A 22,312-nucleotide genomic window follows, 5' to 3' on the forward strand; every position below is an offset into this window, starting at 1 on the left:
ACTTCGCGACTCTCACAGCGCCTGCTTCCAGCCCATAGCATGCGGCGGGCGGGCCATGCGCCACACGGTGCGCCAGCGCATCGGCTCCCCGGGGCCGCACGGGGTGCGCACGCGTGCTGTGCGCGGGCGCCCAAGCGGGCTTCAACTGCGAGGTCACCCGCTGCTTCCTTGGCGAACGGGCCGTCCTCGGGCACCGCATCGGCACCAACCGCACCCTCGTCGGCGCCGACGCCCACCTGTCCGCCGGCCTCACCGTCGCCGCCAGTAGCCTGTGGAACAACGATCTGCGCCACCCCGACCGCGAAATTATCTTCCGGGTGCCGGACGGCCTCTCCCACTGCGGTACCTCCCGCTTCGGCGGCGTGATCGGCGATGGCAGCCAGACCGGCGACACCATCAGCCTCGGCCCCGGCATCGCCAGCGGCGTCACCCTCGCCGACCGCATCATCACCGCGCCGCCTACGGAAGTCACTCACATCTGGCATCAGCGCCCTCGCCGCGTTTCTCCGAGAAACACCACCGGGAGCCAACGCCAACTACACAACTTTCAGCGAGTGCGCAAGACCACCATGCACGCCAAGTACCGATCGACTAGCGCCACGGTCGTTGTCGCTCCTCGCATGCCCCTGCTGCCTCCATAAGATCTCTACACCTCCCGCACATCAGGGCGGGTTTGGGAAGTTCCGACAGATCGAGGAAGTCAATGAATCGCCACCGTAGGCGGATTCTTTCGGCAGCAACATCGCTGGCAGCAGTCGCCTCCCTGGCCTTGGCCGGTAGTGTCCACGCTTCGGACCACTCTCAGCAGCCCACGAACGATCACCAGGTGCTCGGCACCGTCGAAGCCGCCAGTCTGCCCTCCGCAGACCCCAGCCAGGGCGGAGTGAAAATTGGGAGCAGTGAGTCATGCTCCCCCATCGCGCTCTCGGAACAAGCCGCCCACAGTGGAGCGACCAAGGCATGCGTGTCGACCAAACCTCTGACGAGACCAAGCTCCGCTTTAGCACGGACGTCCGGTCAGTTGGCCGCGAATGAGGCGTGTGACATCACCAAGCCGGGTTACTGGACCTGGACTCGGACTGGCGGCATGTGTCTCAACGGTATGGAGACCACCTATACCCTCCGCGACGACAAGGGTAAAGTGCTGGGCACCGGCGTGATGAACGTCAAGAGTAGTATGGCTCTTGACGCGGCCAGCACCAGCTGGAAAGAACTGATCACTGTCCAGGTGACCGCAGTGACCGGTCAAGTGAAGAACCTCAACATCGCTTTCGACGTGGGCTGCACTTCGTCCTGCTCCGCAACAAACAGCCGTCCCTGGACTGGAGGTAAGTCACTGGGCAAGGGCGCGCAGGCGTCCGGGTCAGTGGCCTACACAGACAAGGTCGCATCCGGCGGCGTCGACAACGTTCAGACGAAGTACCACATGTACGTCACCACCACGGGCAGTATTCCTACCCAGCCGAACGTGAACTGGCAGAGCCTGCCCGAGGCAAAGATCCGTTGCGACGCCATGTTCGCCACGTCCGGCTGTGTCATTCCTGAGCGCCGCGCCACCTTGCAGTACTCCCTCTCCGACCCGACACACGGAGCAGCTGCCGCTACTTATGGCTTCGCCCAGCAGAACTTGCGCAACTGGGCCCCCTTGAGCCGAGCGGACGGCCTCGGCGACGCCAATCGGAAACGCACGTGCGGCGAAAAGAGTAGTGACCCGTTCGTGCCTATTCCCACCACGGTTCCTGACGACTCGTGCGACGAGTTCCCCTTCGCCGGATCTTTCGAGGGCGGAACCGACGGTGCCCTGTGTGCTGACATCGTCCCGCTGTACGAGAACGGCCAGTGGAAGATCTATGAGGCTCGCAAGGACAAGCCGGTCACCTACAAGGAACCGTGCGTGCGCGGGCACGTCGCTCTGGGGGCCAACAAGTCCGCCGGCGGCAAGTACGGTTCTTTCGTGAAGCAGCAGCGCATCATCGACACCGAGAAGTACAACGTCAGCGTCATCGCCTGACGCATCACGCGACAGCACTCCTAGGGCCCCGAGGACCATCTCTTCGGGGCCCTAGCGTAAGACCGATGGAGACGCCATGAACAACTTCACGACCACCCCGTGGGAGTGGGCTCAAGATCCGAATGCCGTGATGTGGTGCCTGACCTTCACCCGCGGCATCAGTCCGCACGATGTCCTCAGCCGATACGGGGCCGACCACCAGACCGCCCAGCTCCTTGACCGGCAGCAAGCCGCCGTGCTCAGCAAGGACAGCCCGCCGGATGGCTCAGTGCTGCGGGCCGGGCCTCTGGGCGAGTGGTCCTTCTGCTTCGAGGATTACGGGGTCATGGGCGCGATGCCAGGCCCTCTGTCTGCGCTTTCCCACGGTACGGAAACCCTCAGCGTCCTTATGGGTGGCGATGGCATGAATGGTTTCGCCCACTGGCGCGACTCGCAATGCACCGAACGGTTCGAGCCCGGATTCTCCAACACCAAGCCAAACCCACCGCACCCCTGGTGGGACCGAGTGCAAGGCCGACTCGATGCCTCCGGTGAGGAGTACCCCGGCCTAGTTCCGGTCCTCGAAGCGATAGCCGACCACTCCAGCACGGTACTCGACACGCTGACCCTCCACGGACCACTGCTGACCCTATGGCTCGACGACAGCAGCCGAGCCCCCGACCCGACACCTCGACCTCACCCCGCAGTCAGTCAGCAGCTAGGCCGCCCCCTGGGCAGCCTCGTGCTTCCTCCAACTGATCAGTAGCCTGACGCACCTCACGCACAGCCCCTACGGAAAGCTGGAGGCCACCAACCACAGCGTTCATCAGAGCTGACCCGGCCTGCACCGCCGGGCCCTGGCCGGCGTGCGCGACCGCATCACGGCAGCGCACTGTGCGCCGCCGCCTGGACCAGCCTCAACTGCACCCTCGTCGGCACCGACGCGTACCTGTACGCCGGCCTCACCGTCGCCGCCATCAGCCTGTGCAACGCCGACCTGCGCCGCCCCGACCGCGAGATCATCTTTCGGGTACCGGACGGCCTCTACCGCTGCTCCGCGCTTCGGCGGCATCCTCGGCGACGACTGCCAGACCGGCAACAACATCAGCCTCGGCCCCGGCACCGCCATCGGCTCCCACTGCCGCATCGCCAGCCGGCCGTGCCGTCGATGCCGACAGCGTGATCACCGCGCCTCATACCGCTGGCATCGGCATCCGCCTCGCCCTGCGCCGAAGCGTCTCCATCGGCAACGGCTCCCCCAGCCCCGTACCTGCGAAAACGATCAGTCCCCAAGGGAGTCGACGTCGCTAAAAGTGACGGTGGTGGCAGTTCCCCGAGATGTGGTTCACTGCCACCACCTGGAGTTACGACAGCCGGATCCGTGCCGTTACCGCGCTCGGGAGCAGCGCGGCGATGAGAGCGCCCAGGAACTGGCCAAGCTGCTCGGGACTGTAGCTTCCCATAAGAATCAGGATGCACAGCGCGATCAGGAGGAGCAGTAGCGCCAGCAACAGCCGGGGGGCCGGCAAGGGGAGCCCCTGCGAGGGATAGGTCATCATGGAGGTGTCACCTCCTCTCGTATTGCGACGGGTGTGTGACGGCCGCCGACCCCGTGTTGCTGTGGAAGGTGCGCGGGGTCGGCGGAGCTTGAGGTTAAAGCTCGATTTCGACGTCAGCGGTGCGCTCGACCTCGTCAGCGAGCTTCTGCCGCACGGTCTTCTGCTGCTCGGGGCTAAGGTGCCGGTACATGGCCCAAGCCCGCTCAACCGGCGAGGGCGAACGCTCTCCCTTAGCCATCCACGCCAGGAGGATGGTCTGCTGGCGAGCAGGCAGGTCGCAGACGTAGCGAGAAACCGTTTCCAGCTGGGCGGCACTGTTACCGAGGGCGCGAGTACCGGCGTGGCACCTGTTGCACAAGGTCACCATGTTTTCTTCGCTCGCCTTGCCGCCCTCCGAGATCGGAGCTACGTAACTTACCTCCAGTTGCGCAGGGACGCCCGAGTCAAGGTGTGGTTCCCCCGCTGAGATGCCGCACGAGGTGCAGCGAAAGCCATCGCGTTCGAAAATGGCCATTCGCTCGGCCGCCGAGGAGCGACGATTTCTCCGGGTGTGCGCTGGATCCCACACCGGGTCGCCGATCTTCGCCAGTTGCATCTCTGCCCCTTCGGGGGCGCCCCTGAAGACCTTGATGTCCCAGCCGTGTTCCGTTCGGAGATCTCGCAAGCGGCGGTCGATGGTCGCTGCCTGAGGGAACGCATCGTGGAGTTGCTTCCACGAAAACGTGTTCCCCTCGCCTACGGTCGTCGCGAGCCAAGCCGCCGCGCGCACCTTGAGGCCTGCCTTGGTGTCACGCCAGTCCGGCGGCTTTCGCGCGGCATCCACCCTTGCTCCTCCGTTCCAGCTTGTTCCATGGCGCACTTTCGGTGCACGGCAGGCACACTACTTGCCGCGGCAGCCTCGCGGCAAGCTTACGGCAGCCCCACGGCGCCGAGCGGCAGGGCACAGCACCGAGCGCCCGCTCCCGGCACGAGGGGTGCTACAGATGAGGCGCCGAGCGAGGGAACGCTCTGGTCGCCTAGGCTCGAATGCGGGCGTGGGGCTGGAGTTCCGTGTCCACCTCTCGCATCCCGGCCTCGCTCGCGGACCTGGCCGTACCTGTCGATCAGCTCGCCGCCTACCACCGCAACCCGCGCACCGGTGATCTCGATGCGATCGCCGAGTCGCTGTCGACGAACGGCCAGTACCGGCCGATCGTCGTCAACAAGGGCTCGCTTACCGGGCGGCCGAATGAGGTTCTGGCGGGCAACCACACACTGAAGGCGGCCAAGCGGCTCGGCTGGAAGGAGATCGCGGTCACCTGGCTCGACGTGGACGCCGACGCGGCAGCGAAGATCGTCATCGTCGACAACCGCACCAACGACCTGGCCGGGTACGACACGGCGCTGCTCGCCGACATCCTCACCGACCTGCCCGACCTCCAGGGCACCGGGTACGACCAGGCGCAGCTGGACCAGCTCCTCGATGACACGGCCCTGCCGGCGCCGATCGAGCTGCCGACCGACGGGGCCGGGACGGGGGCTGCGGCCACGGTGGACTACTTGCAGTGGGGCTATCTTCAGTGGTCTTCGACGCGGGTGCGGATCACGCAGGCCGAGGTCGAGTTGCTGGACGCGCTGTACCGGCAGTTCGTCGATGCGCACGACTCGGACATGGGCTTCGGCTGGCACGTGCTCAATGAGGAGCACCAGGCCCGCGAGGGGGACGTGGCGTGAGCAACCGTCTCGACGTGCGCTTCGAACCGGCGTATCCGCTGGAAAAGCTGCGCCCGGCCGACTACAACCCGCGGCACCTGTCCGAGGAGTCGTTCGTGCGTCTGCAGGGTTCGCTGCGTCGCCACGGTGTGGTGAAGCCGGTGATCTTGAATGCGGACGGGACGTTGGTCGCCGGCCACCAGAGGACCAAGGGTCTCAAGGCGATCGGGCAGACGACGACACCGGCGATGATCCTGCCGCAGAAGGTCAGGTTGCAGGACGAGATCAAGTTCAACCTCCTTCACAACCGGGTCGAGACCGAGTCGTCAGTGGTCTACGCGGAGCCGGGGCCGATTGGGGAGTGGTGCTGGATTCCGTGGCAGACCATCGAGGTGGAGGAGTCGAAGAACCTGCCGTTCCAGCAGGCCATCGCGTTCATGACGGCGGCGCACGGGCCGTGGGGGTCGGTCGTCATTGATGACCAGGGCCGCGTCGTGCTGAACGCGGAGTACGCGGCGGTCGCCAAGACGCAACGCTTCGATGTGCTGGCGTGGACGGTGGCCTCGTTCGACGCTGGGCAGCTCGTCGAAGACCTCACTGGTGAGTACGGCGTGTACGACTGGTCCGGCCTGGAGGAGCAGGCGCCGGTGTGGAACCAGCACATCGTTCAGCCCAACCGGCTTCGCGAGCACTCCTCGAAGGCGAAGAAGGACCAGGTGCGCTACAAGTCGGAGGTGTGGGAGCGGCTGGTGCTGCCGTGGCTGACGACCTCGCACCGGGTGGTGGACTTCGGTGCCGGCCATGGCGACTACGCCCGGCACCTGCGTACGAGTGGTTACCGGGTGCAGGACTACGAGCCGTACCGCACCCTGAAGGGCAAGTACGCGCTGGATATTCGCAGCATCGTCGGGCAGATCCGCGGCCTGGAACGCGACCTGCGTGCGAACGGCCTCTTCGAGGTCGTGGTGCTGGACTCGGTGATCAACGCGACGACGTCCCTGGAGTACCAGCACTGGGTGTTGCTGGCGGTCAACGCGCTGTGTGCGGCGGACGGGCAGGTGTGCATCGGCACGCGCAATCTGGACCGGGAGCTGGCCTACGAGAATTCCGAGCACTCCATCAGCCGCGACTCGACCCGGCTGAGCTTCCTTGATGCGCACAACGTGGACATGCGCTTCACACGGGGGAAGTGGCAGCGGATCCGGTATCACACGCCCGAGTCGCTGCGGGGGCTGCTGTCGCGCTACTTCGAGGAAGTGGAGCTGAGCGACACGACACGGGCCACGCTCAAGGCGGTGTGCCGCAAGCCGCGTCCCTTCCCGATCGAGGACTACAAGGAAGCCCTCGATAACGAGTTCAACATGCCCTACCCCAATGAATTCCGACACAATAAACATGAGGGAATTGTGGGAATTCTGATAGAATTGATCAAGAATAGGAATGCCATTTTGGAGGGGTAGAGGAATGGAATCACGGGCGGACTCGAAAAGGGTTCGCATAGAGATGGAGAGCCGCGCCAGCTACCGCATCATGTGGCTGGCCGGCGTGCGTCAACTCGACCTGTCCCAACACTGTTTGAAGACGTTCGCAGAGTGCGACCGGTACAATGTCAACCCGAATCGGCGCACCCAGACCTTGCACCTGCCGGCAGAAACTCCCCCTGCCGCCTGGTATCTGTGTGCTCTGCCCATCCCCTGGGACTGGGCCCGCAACGCTCATTTGGCTTTTGAGTATGCACCGGGCGCGACGTGGGAGGGTGACGCCCTCGTGGGCGGCCTGCGCGTACGGCTCACCAATGCGGTGCCGGTCACCGGGTGGGGAGAGCACAGCATTCCGCAGGACGCGCCCCGGCGGTTGTCGTACCGGTACCGCACCTGCCGGAACTGGCAGTTCGCCTGGTGGCTCCGCACACACCGCGACGTGCCCGATGCCCCGCCCTCTCCGCGGGGTGAAGCGGCCGACGGACCACAACAGTTGACACTGGGCTAACACGCAGGCGCCGCCTCCGAAGGGCCCGAAGGCGGCTCCGGCCCTTTTCGACAATAGGCAGATCCTCTACTCATGGCCCTTGAGGCATTGGTGTATGCGTTCCGCCAACTCGTCGGCTTGGTCAGCAAGGCCCGGGGAGTCCGCGATCCGGGGGCTTCAACCTCCCACTGCAGCGGACGTGCGGGATTGAGGCCGTGACCCGGGGGTTGGGGGTGGTGGACGGGTGGTAGCTGTTGAGGGCCCGGTCCGCGAGCGCGCGGGCCCTCACCGAAGGCGCAGCCATGGCCATTCCCGGCCGACCAGCTCTCCCACCCCGCGGTACGCAGCCTCGTTAGCGCCATCAACGCCAACGGCTGGCAGGCCTTCGCCGCCGCGCTGAGCCCCGGCGCCACGATGTCCGACGACGGCTCGGACCGGTGCCTGCAGCAGTGGGCCGACAAGGAGGTCTTCTCCTCAAACGGCCACATGGACATCGAGTCCGAGACCGACGACGGCCTCTGTCTGGTGGCGGACTACCGCAACAACACCTGGGGGACGATGCGCACCCGCTGGCAGTTCATGGTCGACGGCGACAAGGTGAGCCACTTCGAGACGGGACAAGCCTGAGAGAGAACCTCTTCCCCCGCAACCGAACGCCAGTCACTCTATGGGATGAACTGTTGACTTGGTGTCGCGGCTCGGGATTCATGGCGGCGCCCCATCGCACTGTCGCCGTCCGGCCGGTCACGGCCGGGACCGCGGCCTGTGAGGAAGAGGCATCAGCATGGCGTTCATCCACTACACCGGTCCCGGCGGCAAGAAGCTGCCGCTACGAGGCCGCATGGCGTTCGTCCTGTACTGGGAGAACGGTGCCGACGACCGGAGGATGCACCCGGTGGGGCTCACTGGCGAGGACTTCTCGCCCCAGCCCGGGGAGTCCTCCGGACTGGTGCAGTTCCGGTTCGACACGGCCGCGGCCCAACTCGACGCCGACGCCCTCAAGCGCAGCGGCGGGCTCCAGTGGCGCCTGGGCCACGACGACTGGAGGACGCCGTACATGCGCCGGGGCGGGGACTACTACTTCGCACCGCAGGGCGACTGGAGGATGCGGGGCATCAACCAGGCCGCGGTGGACGACCGAGGCATGACCTTCCGCCTGCGCATGAGCATCGAGGGAAAGGGCGACTGCTGGATCTCCGTCGACCACGCCACCGGCAGCATCCGCATGCGGGATTCCGACAACGACCGCGCCCGGCTGGCTGTGCACGCGGAAGCGAAGTCGTTTCGACGTGACTTCGGGAGTCGCTTCCGGCCCCCGTCGCTTGATCAATGGCGATGAGCTCGGGAGTCACTGCGGTCTTCCTTGGGAGCCGAGTGTGGCCGTCGTTCACCGCTCCTCCAGGTCGTCCGCCGCGGCGCTCTACCTGGACACGGCAGGGCCCGCAGCTATCAAGGAAGGGCCGGGAGCGCCGCACGCCGCCGGATGTCCTGCGACAGCGAATCTTGATCGCCTTCCATAGAAGTTTGACCAGGTTTGCGCCAGCATGCGGCCAGTTCCTTCCGTGCCGTTTGTGTGCTTCCGCGGGCGGGCAGAGTCGGCGCGCATCGATGTTGCTCTATCGGTCAGGAGCTTTCGTGAGTAAACGGTTGTACGTCGGGAGTCTTGCCTACAGCGTCACCGACGCTGGTCTGTGGACGCTCTTCACCCGCTGTGGGGAAGTGAGTTTCGCCAAGGTCATGACGGACCCCATCAGCGGCCAGACCAGAGGGTTTGGATTCGTGGAGATGTTCACGGCCGAGGGGACCGAGAAGGCCATCGCCGAACTCCACGGCAGCCTCCACGAGGGGCGCAAGATCACGGTGAGCGTCGCCCATTCGAACGCCACCATGTCAGGGAAGGTCGGCCGGTCGCTTGCCTCCCGCCATGGACGCACCGGGACAGCCCAAGACGCCCGCAGCAGGCTGAGCGAACTGGGCCGCGCCGCCTCCCAGAAGGGAAAGAGCCAGTGAGCATCGACGACTCGGGAGCCGATGCTCCAGACGACTTGGAAATCCTGCTCGTGCACCTGGCCGACAATGGCTATGCCGACCAGGTGGGCTCCTGGATGAGCCCCGACGTAACCAACCTGCCGATCACCGGCAAGCAACTGCTCGGCGCCCTGACCGAAGACGCGCTGGCTGACGCCGCGTCCGAGGCGGGCCTCTCTGTTCAGGAGTACGCCGACTACCTGGCCGAGGAACTTCCTGCCCTCGTGGACGGTCTGAGCCCCCACGGTGAACTGCCCGAAGAAGAGCACGACGCAGATGCCCTGTGGGCTTTCGCTGGTGCAACCGGCGGCGCCTGACCCCTGCATGCACTGACAGGTCCGCAAAATGTGCTCTGGCCCGGCGAAACCAGCCGGCCAGAGCCACGCCTCGTCCAGGACTCGAAGAAGCCCCGCGCCGCGCAGCCCGGACCGTCGATCAAACTTCGATGGCACGCGATCAAGTTTCGCTGCCACAGGACAGCCACCGACCGGGTGCAGGTGACTCCCGTTCTCGCGTATACATCGCTTATTCGCGTGGGCGTGCGACTTCCGGTTCGGCGTCGAAACGACATCGCTACTCAGGCTCTGGTCCACTTTTTGTGAAGCTGGTCTGGCGCGCTCAGGTACGCCTCCGGCGGAAGCCTGACCTGCAGGTACCAGGGCGGTCTCGGTGGGGCGGCCGCCGTTTCGGCCGAGCCCACAAGAAGCGGACCAGAGCCGCTACTCACGTACATAGCCACCCGGCTGGTGGCCGTGCACCGAGAACCGGATCAGGACCCCAACGACCCCTTCGGGACACAGCAGAGCTTCCCGGCCTGCACCTTCGACGAGCTGACCAGGACCTGAGGCCCCGTCGTTCGCGGTGGTGCGGCGGAGCGCCGCACCACCGCGAACGACGCTGCTGGCCTCGCCGGCCCGCCCCCGGGGCGACCGGTCAGCGAAGAGGACCGGACATCTGCGCAGCCGGCGAGCGCCACCAACGGCCAGGGAGTGTTCGGAACCGTTCCTCGTCCGGCCCCCCCGGCCTGTAGCCGCCGGTGGTGGTCAGGCGTGGTAGATCGCGTACATGCGGCCGTCGTGCGTGGTCAGGGAGGGCGCGGCCAGGGCGGTGCAGGTCCACGAGCCGTGCGTGATGGGCTGCGCAGGCAGCGTATAGGACGCAGTGCCGTTGTCGGCGCGCCAGACCAGGTAGGGGCGGCGGTCAGTGCCGCGGTGGACCATCCATGCGTAGCCGCCCGCGCTGTGCACGGTGGGGGCGTGGTTCGTGCGGATCTCCTCGGGCACGAACCCACCGGCCCAGCCGCTGCCGGCCGGGTTCCTGCGGACGCAGGACATGATCTGGCCGCTCTCCAGGCGGTAGTCGATGGTGACCGCGCCGGCCCGGGAGGTCAGAGCGGGGGCACTGTGGGGGGCGAAGAGGGCTGCGAAACGCTCGGTGGCGCTCCAGCTACCGCGGTAAGTGGCGACGTAGAAGCTGTTGCCGCCGGTGTGCGCGGACCACAGGACGCCGTCCACTTCGGCCAGGGACGGGCCGAGGGAGGTCTCCCAGACGGGGACCTGCTGGATGGTGCTCCACGCTTGGCCGTTGAACCAGGCGTGGTAGAGGCGGCGGTCCCCTCCGGTGTACATCCAGTGCAGCCGGTCGTTGTGGACCGCGAGCGCGCTGGGCTGGTCGCTGGCGGCTGCGGCGATCAGGGCCGGTCGGCTCCACGCGGTCCCGTCGTAGCGGCTCCACATCATCCTGTTGTCGCTGGCCCGGGAGAAGACGGTGTACAGCTCACCGCGGAAGGAGGCGAGGGCGGGGGTGGCCTTCGTCTTCCAGCCCAGCGGGACCGGCGCGCTCCATGGGCCCGCATCGGACGGGTCCGGGCCCTGGGGGCGGCTGATGACCGTGATGCTGCCGGTCGGGTAGACCGGGCGTTCGCCGGTGTAGCTGACGCGGAGCTTGTGGTGGCCGTCGCCGTTGAAGTTCCACTCCAGCTCCGGCTGGTGGTGCAGGACGGCCATGTCGTCGCGGGTCAGGACGAAGGTGCGGCTGCAGGAGAGATCGTCGTTGTTGCGCAGCGCGTCCATGAGGCTGATGAAGATCTTGGCGATCTCGAAGGCGATCGCCACCGGTGCGGGGATCGGGTCGGTGATGACCGCGACCGGGTTGTTCAGGGACGAGTCGATCGTCCCGACCGCGGTGTTCAGGGCCATCTGGAGGTTGTCGTACCACTTGGAGTTGCTCTGGTCGGCCTCCCACACCTGCAGGCTTGCGACCATGAAGTCGCCGCTGGACTGCTTGTCCAGGAACACCTTCTTGCTGGCGGAAAAGGTGTGGGTCTGGCCCTGCTTGACCGCGCCGAACTCCTCGGAGACGAAGGTCTGCCCGCCGTTGTCGCCGCCGACGCTGGCGGCGGAGGTGAAGTAGATCTCGTCCCTGCCGCCGCCCTGGTCCCCGACCGCGCGGGCGACGTAGAAGCTCTCCATCTGCATCCTCACCCGCCACGATTCAGCAGCCGGCCCGGCGTCGGCCGCCGCGGCGCGGGCGCCGCTGCCCGCGTCGGGGTAGCGGGCCACGCCGGTGACCGCGAAGCCCCGCTCACCCATCGCCGCCACGAACGCCGCATCCTCCTCGATCCGGCCCGCGGCGATGTCCTCGACGCTCAGCAGCGAGACGTTCGGCGCCTCCAGCGCCTCCTGCGCCAGCTGCGGCAGCACCTTCTCCAGATCCGCGAACGCGAACCCGGACGAGAGGGGGCGCTCGGCGATGACCGCCGGCACGGTCAGCGTCCCGGGCGCCGCGCCCTGCACCGTCTGCCGGTACGCCGCCCCCCACTCCTCAAGCTCCTGTCCCTCCACCACCGTGGCCAGCACATCCACCAGCACCTGCTCCAGACCCGTCAGAGCCCGGCTGCCCTGGGCACCCGCACCATGCAGCGCCACCCCGAAAAGAAGATTGCCCACTCCGCCCGACGCCAGCGCCGCCACCGTCCGGCTGCTCGCACTACGACCGGTCAGCAACGCCTTCAACCGCTCAATCCGCTCCGCCTGCGACGACTGTGCATCCGCCATGGCCAAACCACCCTCCCGGCGCCCGGCACACCGGACGCACCCGCCAACGAGACAGCTCCCAGCCTGACCGGCTGCCGGCCCCCAGGGGCGGAGAAGCCCGTAAACCACCCGATAGTTGACATGAACGCACACCTCTGGCGCGAACACACCGCCGGGCAGGCCGGGCAAGCCGGCCGGCGTACGGCGGCCCCACACGGTGAACTGTGCTCTGAGAGCTTCACCGGTTGGCGCCGCCCTTCGGCGTCGACGGCTGTGTCTGCCGCTGACTTCAGCGACGAGTCTTCGGGCAGACGAGTTCCACCTCCAGGGGATCGCGCTATCCCCAACCTGTGGAAATGTTAAGGCCTAGCGGCGGGCGTCATCTACGTGATGAGGGGCTGGCGAATGCGGTTGGTTGGCGAGCGGTGCGCTGCGCTGCGCCCAACGAAGCGCAGGCACCGTGCCTGTTCAGGCTGGGACACCCGGAATTGGCATGACTAACGCCTATCACTGCGTCCGCTGCACGGATTCAGCTACTCGCCGGACAGGCATCGGAGTTCATTCGAAGTCGCCGCTGGAATCATCTGCTCACTACTGCTGGTCATGTGGTCGCCGTACGCCTCTCAAGTCGGCCTCGGGATCGCAGGCTCAGGCGGCCCGGTCCCATTGGCGGCTGAAGGACAGCAGCGGCCTGACAGTCGGGGCAGCGACCGCCGGCAGCAGGTATTTCCACAGGTTGGTGACGCGGCGGTACAGGTCAGTGCGACGTGTGGAGATGTGGGACAGGAGTTGGGTGCCGGAGTAGGAGGCGACCAGCGTCCAGGCCAGCTCTCGTACGTCCACGTCTGGTAGCACTTCGCCCTTGGCTTGCGCGACTTGCAGCTGCTCGGCGAATTCATCAATCCAGTAGTTGTACGGGGAAGCATCCTGGAGGCCGAAGTCTCCTTGCTCGATCGCAAGGCGCACTCCGGCGCGCAGCTTCGGGTTGGTCTGAAGCTCGCCAGCGAGGTAGAGCGTCTGGTCGATCAGCCGCTGGAGGCCGTCTTCCCCGGGCGGCGCCTCCAGCCCGTCGCCCTGACCGATCATGACTGCATGGGCAAGGGCTTCCTTGGACTCGAAGTGGAAATACAGGGCCCCTGGGGTGACCCCGGCGCGCTTGATGATCTTGTTGACGCTCGCTTCACTGAATCCGTACTCGTCGATTAGCTCGGCAGCCGCTTGAAGGATCGCCTCCCGCGTCTTGACCGCCCGTTCCTGCACCGCACTACACCATTTCCCTCGGCAACCCTACGGATAGTACGAAAAAACCGAGCGTTCTGTCGCATTGAGGGCCCAAGCGGAAAAGTCGATCATTCTGTGCAGTCTCGCGTCTCCGTCTCGCGGTCGCCACCTCTGGCCCTGTGGCGCGAGTCGATCAAGAGGTCAGTCAGTGCCGCTGTCGCGTTTGAACATTCGAAGTCCGCAGGTCAGCGGCTGGTGGCTTCAGTCAGAGATCATGGAGGGACGGCGCGGGGCCCAGGGAGTTGTGCATGGGCCGCCCCAATCGCGCCACGCGGGCCGCCATCACCCAGCGCCGCGCCGACGCCATCGATTTGAAGCTGGCCGGGGTGGACTGGCTGACGATCGGCCGGAAGCTGGCCGCGGACCCGGCGATCAACTCCGACCGCGTCGCCTACCCGCAGGGGTACGGCATCGACAAGTACAAGCGCGGGCTGGAGCCGCCGAGCGACAAGCGGCTGATCGAGCTGGCCTGCAAGGACGTCACCAAAGCCTTGCGGGAGCGCAGCACGGCGCTCGACGCGAACACCGACGAGCTGCGTCAGGTGATGGCCGAGCGGCTGGAGCGGCTGTTCTTCCCGGTCTACCGGTCGGCGATCCGCAGCGGTGATCTGCAGGCGGTGGACCGTGCGGTGCGCATCATCGAGCGCAGCAGTCGCCTGCTGGGCCTGGACCGCCCGTCCCGTACGGAGGTGTCGGGGCCGGATGGTGCTGCGGTGCAGGTGGAGACGGCGGGGCTGGAGGAGCTGGAGCGCCTGATCGGCCTGGCCGGTGGTTCGGGCGAGGATGCGGAGGGCTGACGAGGCGGCGGTTCTCCGGTTGTACCGGTCGCTGCCTGCGCAGCGCCGCCGCGAGATCGCCGCCTCCTCCACTCCACAGCTCAGGGCCCAGCTCGCGCGGATCGAGCGCGGGATGGCGCTGGACCGCTCCCCCGGTGCGATGGCCGCGGTGCTCACCGAGGGCCGGGAGATGCAGGCCCCGCACCTGGCTCAGATCGATGCCGCCTTCGAGCGGGTGGCGGCCGGGCGGCCGACCAAGCTGCTGCTGACCATGCCGCCGCGGCACGGCAAGTCGAGGCGGGCCGCGCGGTGGGCGCCGTTGTGGTACCTGCGGCGGCGCCCGGAGCACCGGGTGATGATCGCCTCGTACTCCTCCGACCTTGCTGATGATCACGGCCGGTGGATCAGGGACGCGATCGTCTCGTACGGCCCGCAGATCGGCATCGGGCTGCGGCCGGGGTCCTCGGCGGCGAACCGTTTCGACATCGCCGGGACCGAGGGCGGCTTCGCCGCTGCCGGTGTCGGTGGCGGTCTGACGGGTAAGGGCGCGCATCTGGCAGTCCTGGACGACCCGATCAAGGACGCCGCCGAGGCCGCTTCGCCGACGATGCGCCGCCGGCTGTGGGAGTGGTGGCAGGCGGTCCTGCTCACCCGGATCGAGCCGGGCGGGTCCGTCATCCTCATCCAGACGCGCTGGCACGAGGATGACCTGGCGGGTCGGATCCTTGCCGACGAGGCGGACCGCTGGACCGTCATCAACCTGCCCGCTCTCGCCCTGTCCGAGGATGACGCGCTCGGCCGGCCGGTGGGGGCCGCGCTGTGGCCCGAGCGGTACGACGAGGCGGCACTCGCCGAGATCCGTCGTTCCGTGGGCGAGCGGGTGTGGTGGTCGCTGTATATGCAGCAGCCGCGCCCGCAGGAGGGTGGGGTGTGGCAGTGGCCGTGGATCACTGACCACCGCATCAGCGCGGCTCGCTTTCGCGGCATCGACCTGGCGCGCATCGTCGTCGCCGTCGACCCGGCGGGCGGGGAGTCGGCGGTCGGCGACGAGACCGGCATCGTGGCAGTCGCCCGCGACCGGGCCGGGCACCTGTACGTCCTCGACGACCGCTCCGGCAACCGCGGAGCCGACGCGTGGGGCCGGGAAGCGTGCCTGCTGGCGATCGAACTGCGTGCGGACGCCATCACGGTGGAGTCGAACTACGGCGGCGACATGTCCCGCCAGATTCTGCGCCAGGCGTGGCAGGAGTTGCAGCGCGAGCAGCGCACCGAGGGCCTGCCCATGCCGGCGGTGCTGTCGGTGACGGCCAAGCACGGCAAACGGCTCAGGGCCGAGCCGATCGCGCAGCTCTACGAGCAGGGCCGCATCCACCACGTCGGGGCCTGGCCCGAGCTCGAACAGCAGATGGTGACCTGGGCCGCCGGGATGGACAGTCCGGACCGGATGGACGCCGCGGTTCACGGGCTGACGCAGCTCGCAGGCACAGACCCCAGCGGCACGGGCGGCACGCCGTACCTGGACGGGAGGCTGTCCGGGCGCCGCTGACCGCCGTCGCCGGGTTCACCGGACTACGAACTTGTCGCATCAGCACCTTCGGGACCGACTCCATGACTCGGCGAAGGCTCCCTGGGCGCGACCGAAAACGGGTTTCCGGGGTTCGGTTCACCGGGGTTCGGTTCACCGGAACCAGGTGGATCGGGGGTTCTAGTAAGTACCTATAACCAATAACTACAGAAGCACCCCCTACCCCCGCAGCGATGCGGGGGAATCCAGCCTTGAGACTTCGGGAAGTGTCGCCGTCAGGACGCCTGTGCGGGGCCTACGAGCGCCCCGCGGGCGGAACGGGGGCCGGGAGATCATTTGCGAGCTTCAGGGGCCGGTACAGGCCGTCCTGGAGCCCTTTCTGCTCGTTTCTGCGGGTCCGGGTGGGTTCCGTCGGGTGACCTACGCTGATCAGTGGCGCGGGGCTGACGCTGTGGATGTTGCTGGTGGGTCTGCCTCGTTTCCTCATCGATGCCTGGTCGTGGTTGAACTACAAGCCGGTCATGGCCGCCTCGTACGACGGTCGTCCGCACCGGGCCCTGGCACCGCAAGTCCAGTCCACGTGGCTGCCGGACGAAGCGGTGCGCCGCTTGGCCGCGTACAAGGTGTTGGCCGCCTACGACTCGAACCAGGCCGGGGAGCTGGCTGTCGTCGCCGGCAACGAGGAAGCGTCGGAGCGGCGCGAGTTCGGCGACCCGGCGGCGCTGGTGGACACCACGCTGGCCCACCTGCTGGGTAAGACGCAGCAGGTCGTGGTGCCGGGCGCCGAGCACGCCAAGGACGAGCAGGCCACCCCTGAGGCGGTGGCCGCCGCGCGGGCGCAGGAACGGCTGCGGCAGTGGGCCGAATCCGAGCTGCTGGCTCTGAGGATGCAGGCGTGTGAGCGCAAGGCCGTGCTGCTGGGCGATGGGGTGTACCTGCTGGCGTGGGATCCGGCCAAGGGCAGGGTGCGGCTGAAAACCTATGATCCGGGCCTGTACTTTCCGGTGCTCGAAGACGACGCCGACCCCGGCGACTATCCCTCCCGTGTCCACCTGGCCTGGGAGATTCCCGAGGATCCGCGCCGCGGCATCAAGGCGAAGGTGCGGCGCATCACCTACGAGCTCGGCCCCGTCGAACCAGCCCACGTCAGCCCCGCCATGGTCGGGCAGCCGGAACCGGAGACGGCCGGTGCGAGCGGGCCGGTGCTGGCCGCGGACGAGTTCTACGACGAGGTCACCGGCATGGTCCACCGCGCCTATCCGTGGGCGCCGGACCGACCGTCCGCGCAGACCTGCTACCTCACCGATGCCGAGTGGGACCTCGACAGCCTGCGGTACGGGCAGCAGCTCGATGATCTGCCGCTGGACAAGGCCGTCTTTCGTACCCGCTCCGATGGCGCGGTCCTTGACCGGTTGGATCTGCGGATTGATTTCCTGCCGCTGGTGCACATCACCAACACGGTCGCCGACGGGGAACACTTCGGGATGTCCGCGCTGGCCAAGGTGATGCAGGTCCTCGATGAGCTAGCGGAGACCGATACCGATTCCGCCCGCGCCTCGGCGACCACCGGCGCTCCGATCATCGGCCTGGCCGGGTCGCACGCCGAAGTGGACCGGCTCACCGGCCGCCCGAAGCCGCTGGCCGTGGCACCGGGGACGGTGTTCCAGCTCGCTGATGGCGGGCGTATGGACGTGCTGGACACCTCCAACCAGCTCGCTGAGCTACGGGCTCGCGTCGAAGAAGTCCGGGACCGGGCCGCAGTCAACGCCCGCATCCCCGCCGTTAGTTTGGGCACCGTCGATCCGTCCGACGTTCCCAGCGGCTACGCCCTCCAGCTGTCGCTGGGACCGCTGGACTCCCTCGTGGATGCGATGCGGCTGGCCCGCGCCCACAAGTACAGCTTGCTGTTGAAGATGGTGCAGCGCATCCACCAGGCCGGGCGCGCCCACGGCTGGCCCGAGGGTGAGTGCTTTCCGGCACGGCTCGTGTTCGGTCCCCATACACCCACCGACTGCACCGCGGTCTTGGACGATGTCGTCAAGGGTGTGGGCGCCGGCGTGCTGTCCCTGGAGACCGGCATCCGGATGTTGCTAGACGTCGGGTATCCCATTGAAGACGCGCGCCAGGAGGTCGAGCGCATCACTTCGCGCCGAAGCCACGACAAGCAGTGGTCCCCAGCCTCGTGAGCCTCACTGGACTGGGGCTCACCCCTTGAGCCCGCAAGGTGCAGGGTGCCGGGTTGCAGCCAAAAGGACCCACGAGGCACTGACTGGTACGAGTCGAGTCTGCTGCTCCGCTTAGTCCCTTGTCTTCCCTCTTCAGAGAGCGGTCCTTAGTCTCTTCTCGTACCTTCACCACAGGGGGGCGCATGACGCAACTCGTAGAATTCGTCAACCATCTCGTTCTAGTAACTGAAAGTGGGGGCCTTGACTGGCATGAACAACCAGACGGCGGTTACGGGGCCCAACTAGACACCGTTCGATTGGAGATGCATTCCAAGGGAACCGAAGGCCATCGGCTTGACGTTTCAGAACTTGGCACTTCCGAGCATGAAGCTGTTCAGGCTGCTTGCGCTTCCCCTCAAGGACACTCCACGCAAGAAGGTGACGCGCTAGCCCTCAGAGAAGAACTAAGGAGGCTCTACGTAGCCATTGAATCAAGCCAAAAGCATTCCGACTTGATCACCCGCACGTACGCAAAACTCAAAAACTTGCCAAGCTAGGCAAACTTCGTCTGGCTACGTCTGAAGGCGTAGCCAGACGTCACAATTCCGCCCCTAACTGAGAGATGTCCTGAAGCAATCGGCCGCGTTATCGGGGTAGGCCCCACCGCTTCGCTCATGCTCATTTTCTGTCCAGTAGTGTTTGAAGCAGCTACTATCGTCACCGGGCCTCGTACGACCGTACACGTGAATCTTCAGACCTCCTTTATTTGACCAGGATGAAGTCCGGTTCACGAAGTCGTACTTGGAGAACATGACCGCCGGACCCACATAGGACGCTCGCCACTGCAGGCGCCGCCCTCCGAAGTTCTTGTATTGGTAGAAGCAGTACCAGTCCTTGCCGAATATCACCGTGGGGCAGTTGTCCGCTGCAACTGCCCCTGTACCCGGCGGCTCCTCCTCGCCGCTGGGAATGGGTTCCTCCTCTTCAGCTGTCAGCGGGGCGTCGTAGGCGCGCATAGCTGCAGAAGATTCACGAGTACCGACGGGCAGACCTGATGCTTTCGCTTGCAGCTCTTGAGCTGCCTGACTACTCGGAGGCGCGTGCGTCTCTCCCGGCAGCGGGAAAGCCTCGATCACGCTCCCTTCTTCCCAAGCGATTTCATTCCTACTGATCTGAACTCCGCCTTCAGTCTTCGCTAAGACCTCATCAATCTGCTGCTGCAACGAGTCTCCTCTAGTTGCAGCAGCAGGAACGGGGAATACAGTCATACAGAACGCCAGCACAGCAAGAGCAGTGGTTGCCGATCGGCATAAATGACGAGTGGACACCGAAACAACCTTCCCTTCACATGAAGCAACTCGAAAGCAAGCTTCGCACACGTTCCGCACTTCGCACCGTTCGCCACACTCATCTACACATCTGGAATCGGTGCGGCTAAATCTGTGACATGGAGCAACGGTTTCCATTTTTCGACGGACCGGACGGAACGTCTCCACTTTCCAGTGGAGCTCGTGACAGGCGAAGCTTCACTCTAGGAAATGCCAGGCGATCTCAACATTCGGCAACGCCCTCACGCTCCACCGGCAAGGGCGTACTGGCCGGGCAGCGACTCCAGAACAGACAAGCGCGCGGCAACGCTGCCTACGCTGCGAGCACCGTCCGGACGTCTTTCCAACAGCTCACAGTTCCGCACTAAGCTGCGTGGATCGCGCCGGAGCTGAACAAGCGGCGTTGAGCGACGGCTCTAGGGGAGCGGAGTTGGGTTCCGTAGACTCAATTCTCGGCGCGGGGCCGTCATGGGAGTAGCACTCTTTGATGACCCGCAGCCTGCCCGCTTCATGCACCGTGCTCGGCTACCGCAAGGACGGCCGGCCCATCTACCCGATCCTGGGTGCCTCCTCCGACGACGCGTCCAACGACGAAGCCGCCGTCAGCATCAGCCAGAAGCAGCTCAACACCCTCCTGGCACGCGAAAAGGATCAAGGCGGGCGGGCCGCCGTACGGGCCCTGGCCGACAAGCTCGGCTTCGCCAACGCCACCGAACTCGCGGACTACGTGACTGGTCAGCGGCAGGCCGAACAGGAGCAGCTGACCGAAACACAGCGCCGCGAGCAGGAGCTTGCTGCGCGGGAGAAGGCGGCGATCGCACGCGAGGCCGCGGCCCTGGCCCGCGAGCGCGACGCGGCCCGCCGGGCGGCCCTGGCCGGTGTCGGTGCAGTGGGCCAGGACCTGGAGGACGCCGCCGTGCTGCTGCGCGTGGACGACGACGCGGACGACGCCACCGTCCGCCAGGCCGTGCAGGACCTCAAGACGCGCCGGCCTGAGTTGTTCACCGTGCCGCCCACCGGCACCGCGCTGCCGCCGACCGCCCCGGGCGGTGCCCCGGCCTCGGTACCGCCGCCGCGTCCCGGCGCCGCGGCCAGCAAGCCCGGAGCCGCCGGGGCCGAGATGGCGCGGCGCCGCGGCCTGCTGCCTCCGGCCTGACTCCTTGTACTGCGGGGACCACGCCCCGCCCCTTCCTCTCGTGGACGACGCCACCGGCCGGTGAGTGTGTGACCGCTTCCAGCATCACCAGGAGCAGCGGCGTTGATTCAGCCGTACACCACCTTCGTGACGGTGACCGGTGACCGGGACTGGCTCGCTTCCCGGCACGGCACCGACGCCACCGAGACCATCACCCTCGACCTGTCCCACCTGACCCGCGGCACCCACTACGCAGAGCCCACGGCCAGCCAGCCGCACGGCTTCGTACGCTCCGGCGTCCCGGTGGGCCAGATCACCGCCTCCGGCCTGTACGGCGCCTACGACCCCACGGCCGACGACGGCCGCGCAGTGCTCGCCGGCCTGGTCTACGCCGAGGCGCCGTTCACCCCCGGTACCAGCAAGGTCCCGGCCGCCCTGTTCTGGCACGGCACCGTCCACACCGACAAGATCCCCGGCGGCCTCGACCCCGCCAAGATCGCCCCGTCGCCGCACGGCGCGCAGATCCGCTTCCTCGGGGCGGTGGACGCATGAGCATCGCCGACCTGCTCAAGAACGTCAGCGTCGCCGACCTGACCGTCTACGCCCGCGCCATCCCCACTCCCGACGACTTCCTGCTCACCAGCAGCGTCTTCCCCGAGACGCAGGTGCACGACGTGAAGTGGCGGGTGCGGCAGTCCAAGCGGCGCGTCAACGCCGCGATGTACCGCGCGTACGACGCGAGCGTGCCGTTCGCCAAGCGCCAGGCCCAGACCACGCAGACCGAAGGCACCCTACCGGCCCTGGGACAGAAGCTCCTGGTCGGCGAGATGGAACAGCTCCTGCTGGACGCCTCCCGCGGCGCGGACGAAGACCGGCTCGTGGACCTGCTCTACGACGACGTCGAGCGGCACGTCGAAGCGATCCGCTCGCGCCTGGAGCTGGCCGCCGCCGACGTCCTGCTCGATGGCCGCTTCACCCTGACCGGCGAGAACGGGCTGACGGTGGAGGCCGACTACGGGGTGCCGCAGGCCAACATGCCCACCGCCCCCAAGCCGTGGTCCTCGCCGGACGCCGACCCGATTGCGGACGAGCTGCGGTGGATCGACTACCTCGACTCGATCGGCGCTCCGGCCCCCGAGATGGTGCTCACCTCCCGCAAGGCGTACGCGCACCTCGCCTCCAACGGCGCCTACCGGGCCGCCTACTACGGCACCCCGGCCGGCGGCCAGACTCCGACCGCGACGCTGAACCCGCAGCAGGTCAACTCGGTGCGCGGCACCTACGGCCTGCCGCCGGTGACCTTTTACAAGGCCCAGGTGTGGCAGAACGACGTCTCGAAGCGGGTTCTGCCGGAAGACCGGTGGATCATGCTCCCGCCGGAGCGCGCGAAGTGGGGCCAGACCCAGTACGGCACCACCACCGAAGCCCTGGCCCTCTCGCGCGGCACCAACCCGCAGGTCGAGCGGGAGGACGCGCCGGGCATCGTCATCACCCGCGACGTGCAGGATGACCCGGTGCAGATCTGGACCAAGGGCGCCGCCATGGCCATGCCGGTCCTGTACTCGCCGGACTGCCACATCACCGCGACCGTCCTGTGAGCACCCCCGCCCCGCAGGTGCTGGCCGCCACGGTCCACGTCCTCGACCCCGCCAGCCGCGAACCGCTGGTGCTGACCGTCGGCACCGAGGTCGCCGACCCGGCCGTCACCGAGCAGATCACCAACCCGGCCTGCTGGGCCAGCCCGCCGACAGCACCGGACACACCGGTCCGTAAGACCAAGGCCACCCAGGACTGACCACCTCGGCGGGGAGCTGCCGCCGCCGCTCCCCG

The 22,312-nt window shown here is 66.9% G+C and carries 22 protein-coding genes; 17 read left to right on the top strand and 5 right to left on the bottom strand.

All coding sequences use genetic code 11. From position 1 onward, the window contains the following. The first annotated feature begins 113 nt into the window (after window positions 1-113). From EJG53_RS40630 to EJG53_RS16655, 3 genes are all read left to right on the top strand, one after another. Complete coding sequence (locus tag EJG53_RS40630; protein WP_154806374.1) at window positions 114-641, top strand: LbetaH domain-containing protein; 528 nt, start codon at window positions 114-116, stop codon at window positions 639-641. 461 nt (window positions 642-1,102) lie between these two features. After that, window positions 1,103-2,011: a NucA/NucB deoxyribonuclease domain-containing protein gene (locus EJG53_RS16650; protein ID WP_125045506.1), complete on the top strand. Its 909-nt coding sequence runs from the start codon at window positions 1,103-1,105 to the stop codon at window positions 2,009-2,011. A gap of 76 nt (window positions 2,012-2,087) precedes the next feature. Further along, entirely contained in the window at window positions 2,088-2,756 is a 669-nt protein-coding gene (locus EJG53_RS16655; protein WP_125045507.1) for a DUF6461 domain-containing protein, read from the top strand. A 598-nt stretch (window positions 2,757-3,354) separates the two neighbouring features. Here EJG53_RS16655 and EJG53_RS16665 read toward each other — a convergent pair. Next, complete coding sequence (locus EJG53_RS16665) at window positions 3,355-3,549, bottom strand: hypothetical protein (protein ID WP_125045508.1); 195 nt, start codon at window positions 3,547-3,549, stop codon at window positions 3,355-3,357. Between the two features lie 94 nt (window positions 3,550-3,643). Next, window positions 3,644-4,372, bottom strand: a complete 729-nt coding sequence (locus EJG53_RS16670; protein WP_125045509.1) for an HNH endonuclease — start codon at window positions 4,370-4,372, stop codon at window positions 3,644-3,646. Window positions 4,373-4,599: 227 nt separating this feature from the next. On the opposite strand from EJG53_RS16670, the gene EJG53_RS16675 reads away from it, so the two are divergent. The 7 genes from EJG53_RS16675 to EJG53_RS16705 all read left to right on the top strand — a co-directional run bounded on the left by EJG53_RS16675 (window position 4,600) and on the right by EJG53_RS16705 (window position 9,554). After that, window positions 4,600-5,262, top strand: a complete 663-nt coding sequence (locus EJG53_RS16675) for a ParB/RepB/Spo0J family partition protein (protein WP_218041919.1) — start codon at window positions 4,600-4,602, stop codon at window positions 5,260-5,262. Then, a complete protein-coding gene (locus tag EJG53_RS16680) occupies window positions 5,259-6,701 on the top strand; it encodes a methyltransferase domain-containing protein (protein ID WP_125045511.1) in 1,443 nt (480 codons plus the stop codon). The genes EJG53_RS16675 and EJG53_RS16680 overlap by 4 nt, the downstream gene beginning before the upstream one ends. A 43-nt stretch (window positions 6,702-6,744) precedes the next feature. Beyond that, window positions 6,745-7,230 (top strand): hypothetical protein, encoded by a 486-nt coding sequence (locus tag EJG53_RS16685; RefSeq protein ID WP_125045512.1) that lies wholly within the window; start codon window positions 6,745-6,747, stop codon window positions 7,228-7,230. A gap of 339 nt (window positions 7,231-7,569) precedes the next feature. Continuing rightward, window positions 7,570-7,836 (top strand): nuclear transport factor 2 family protein, encoded by a 267-nt coding sequence (locus tag EJG53_RS16690; protein WP_125045513.1) that lies wholly within the window; start codon window positions 7,570-7,572, stop codon window positions 7,834-7,836. 157 nt (window positions 7,837-7,993) lie between these two features. Next, window positions 7,994-8,548, top strand: coding sequence for a hypothetical protein (locus EJG53_RS16695; RefSeq protein ID WP_125045514.1), 555 nt, complete (start codon window positions 7,994-7,996; stop codon window positions 8,546-8,548). Between the two features lie 296 nt (window positions 8,549-8,844). After that, window positions 8,845-9,219 (top strand): RNA recognition motif domain-containing protein, encoded by a 375-nt coding sequence (locus tag EJG53_RS16700; protein WP_125045515.1) that lies wholly within the window; start codon window positions 8,845-8,847, stop codon window positions 9,217-9,219. Continuing rightward, window positions 9,216-9,554 carry a YidB family protein gene (locus EJG53_RS16705; RefSeq protein ID WP_125045516.1) on the top strand — a complete coding sequence of 113 codons (339 nt, stop codon included), beginning with the start codon at window positions 9,216-9,218 and terminating at the stop codon, window positions 9,552-9,554. Before EJG53_RS16700 ends, EJG53_RS16705 begins: the two co-directional genes overlap by 4 nt. 726 nt (window positions 9,555-10,280) lie before the next feature. On the opposite strand, the gene EJG53_RS16710 is transcribed toward EJG53_RS16705, so the two are convergent. Continuing rightward, window positions 10,281-12,293, bottom strand: coding sequence for a hypothetical protein (locus tag EJG53_RS16710; protein WP_125045517.1), 2,013 nt, complete (start codon window positions 12,291-12,293; stop codon window positions 10,281-10,283). 627 nt (window positions 12,294-12,920) lie between these two features. Beyond that, window positions 12,921-13,532: a ScbR family autoregulator-binding transcription factor gene (locus tag EJG53_RS16715; RefSeq protein WP_125045518.1), complete on the bottom strand. Its 612-nt coding sequence runs from the start codon at window positions 13,530-13,532 to the stop codon at window positions 12,921-12,923. 269 nt (window positions 13,533-13,801) lie between these two features. Here EJG53_RS16715 and EJG53_RS16720 point away from each other — a divergent pair, with 269 nt between their 5' ends. From EJG53_RS16720 to EJG53_RS16730, 3 genes are all read left to right on the top strand, one after another. Beyond that, entirely contained in the window at window positions 13,802-14,350 is a 549-nt protein-coding gene (locus EJG53_RS16720; protein ID WP_125045519.1) for a hypothetical protein, read from the top strand. Then, window positions 14,337-15,875, top strand: coding sequence for a terminase large subunit domain-containing protein (locus EJG53_RS16725; RefSeq protein WP_125045520.1), 1,539 nt, complete (start codon window positions 14,337-14,339; stop codon window positions 15,873-15,875). The genes EJG53_RS16720 and EJG53_RS16725 overlap by 14 nt, the downstream gene beginning before the upstream one ends. Before the next feature lie 434 nt (window positions 15,876-16,309). After that, window positions 16,310-18,040 carry a hypothetical protein gene (locus tag EJG53_RS16730; protein WP_125045521.1) on the top strand — a complete coding sequence of 577 codons (1,731 nt, stop codon included), beginning with the start codon at window positions 16,310-16,312 and terminating at the stop codon, window positions 18,038-18,040. Between the two features lie 590 nt (window positions 18,041-18,630). On the opposite strand, the gene EJG53_RS16735 is transcribed toward EJG53_RS16730, so the two are convergent. Next, window positions 18,631-19,242, bottom strand: coding sequence for a peptidase inhibitor family I36 protein (locus tag EJG53_RS16735; RefSeq protein ID WP_167515121.1), 612 nt, complete (start codon window positions 19,240-19,242; stop codon window positions 18,631-18,633). Window positions 19,243-19,834: 592 nt separating this feature from the next. Here EJG53_RS16735 and EJG53_RS16740 point away from each other — a divergent pair. The 4 genes from EJG53_RS16740 to EJG53_RS16755 all read left to right on the top strand — a co-directional run bounded on the left by EJG53_RS16740 (window position 19,835) and on the right by EJG53_RS16755 (window position 22,277). Next, window positions 19,835-20,503, top strand: coding sequence for a hypothetical protein (locus tag EJG53_RS16740; protein ID WP_125045523.1), 669 nt, complete (start codon window positions 19,835-19,837; stop codon window positions 20,501-20,503). Between the two features lie 102 nt (window positions 20,504-20,605). After that, window positions 20,606-21,034, top strand: a complete 429-nt coding sequence (locus tag EJG53_RS16745; protein ID WP_167515122.1) for a head decoration protein — start codon at window positions 20,606-20,608, stop codon at window positions 21,032-21,034. Next, window positions 21,031-22,080, top strand: coding sequence for a major capsid protein (locus EJG53_RS16750; protein WP_125045524.1), 1,050 nt, complete (start codon window positions 21,031-21,033; stop codon window positions 22,078-22,080). The genes EJG53_RS16745 and EJG53_RS16750 overlap by 4 nt, the downstream gene beginning before the upstream one ends. Next, entirely contained in the window at window positions 22,077-22,277 is a 201-nt protein-coding gene (locus tag EJG53_RS16755) for a hypothetical protein (protein ID WP_125045525.1), read from the top strand. The genes EJG53_RS16750 and EJG53_RS16755 overlap by 4 nt, the downstream gene beginning before the upstream one ends. Window positions 22,278-22,312: the final 35 nt, after the last annotated feature.

Source organism: Streptomyces chrestomyceticus JCM 4735 (genome assembly GCF_003865135.1).
Classification (GTDB): Bacteria; Actinomycetota; Actinomycetes; order Streptomycetales; family Streptomycetaceae; genus Streptomyces; species Streptomyces chrestomyceticus.

Bases quoted from the DNA above. Each gene is read 5' to 3' on its own strand.
- EJG53_RS16650 (WP_125045506.1), top strand. From the start codon at position 1,103: ATGGAGACCACCTATACCCTCCGCGACGACAAGGGTAAAGTGCTGGGC.
- EJG53_RS16655 (WP_125045507.1), top strand. From the start codon at position 2,088: ATGAACAACTTCACGACCACCCCGTGGGAGTGGGCTCAAGATCCGAAT.
- EJG53_RS16665 (WP_125045508.1), bottom strand. From the start codon at position 3,549: ATGATGACCTATCCCTCGCAGGGGCTCCCCTTGCCGGCCCCCCGGCTG.
- EJG53_RS16685 (WP_125045512.1), top strand. From the start codon at position 6,745: ATGGAGAGCCGCGCCAGCTACCGCATCATGTGGCTGGCCGGCGTGCGT.
- EJG53_RS16695 (WP_125045514.1), top strand. From the start codon at position 7,994: ATGGCGTTCATCCACTACACCGGTCCCGGCGGCAAGAAGCTGCCGCTA.
- EJG53_RS16710 (WP_125045517.1), bottom strand. From the start codon at position 12,293: ATGGCGGATGCACAGTCGTCGCAGGCGGAGCGGATTGAGCGGTTGAAG.
- EJG53_RS16720 (WP_125045519.1), top strand. From the start codon at position 13,802: ATGGGCCGCCCCAATCGCGCCACGCGGGCCGCCATCACCCAGCGCCGC.
- EJG53_RS16725 (WP_125045520.1), top strand. From the start codon at position 14,337: ATGCGGAGGGCTGACGAGGCGGCGGTTCTCCGGTTGTACCGGTCGCTG.
- EJG53_RS16730 (WP_125045521.1), top strand. From the start codon at position 16,310: ATGTTGCTGGTGGGTCTGCCTCGTTTCCTCATCGATGCCTGGTCGTGG.
- EJG53_RS16740 (WP_125045523.1), top strand. From the start codon at position 19,835: ATGACCCGCAGCCTGCCCGCTTCATGCACCGTGCTCGGCTACCGCAAG.
- EJG53_RS16750 (WP_125045524.1), top strand. From the start codon at position 21,031: ATGAGCATCGCCGACCTGCTCAAGAACGTCAGCGTCGCCGACCTGACC.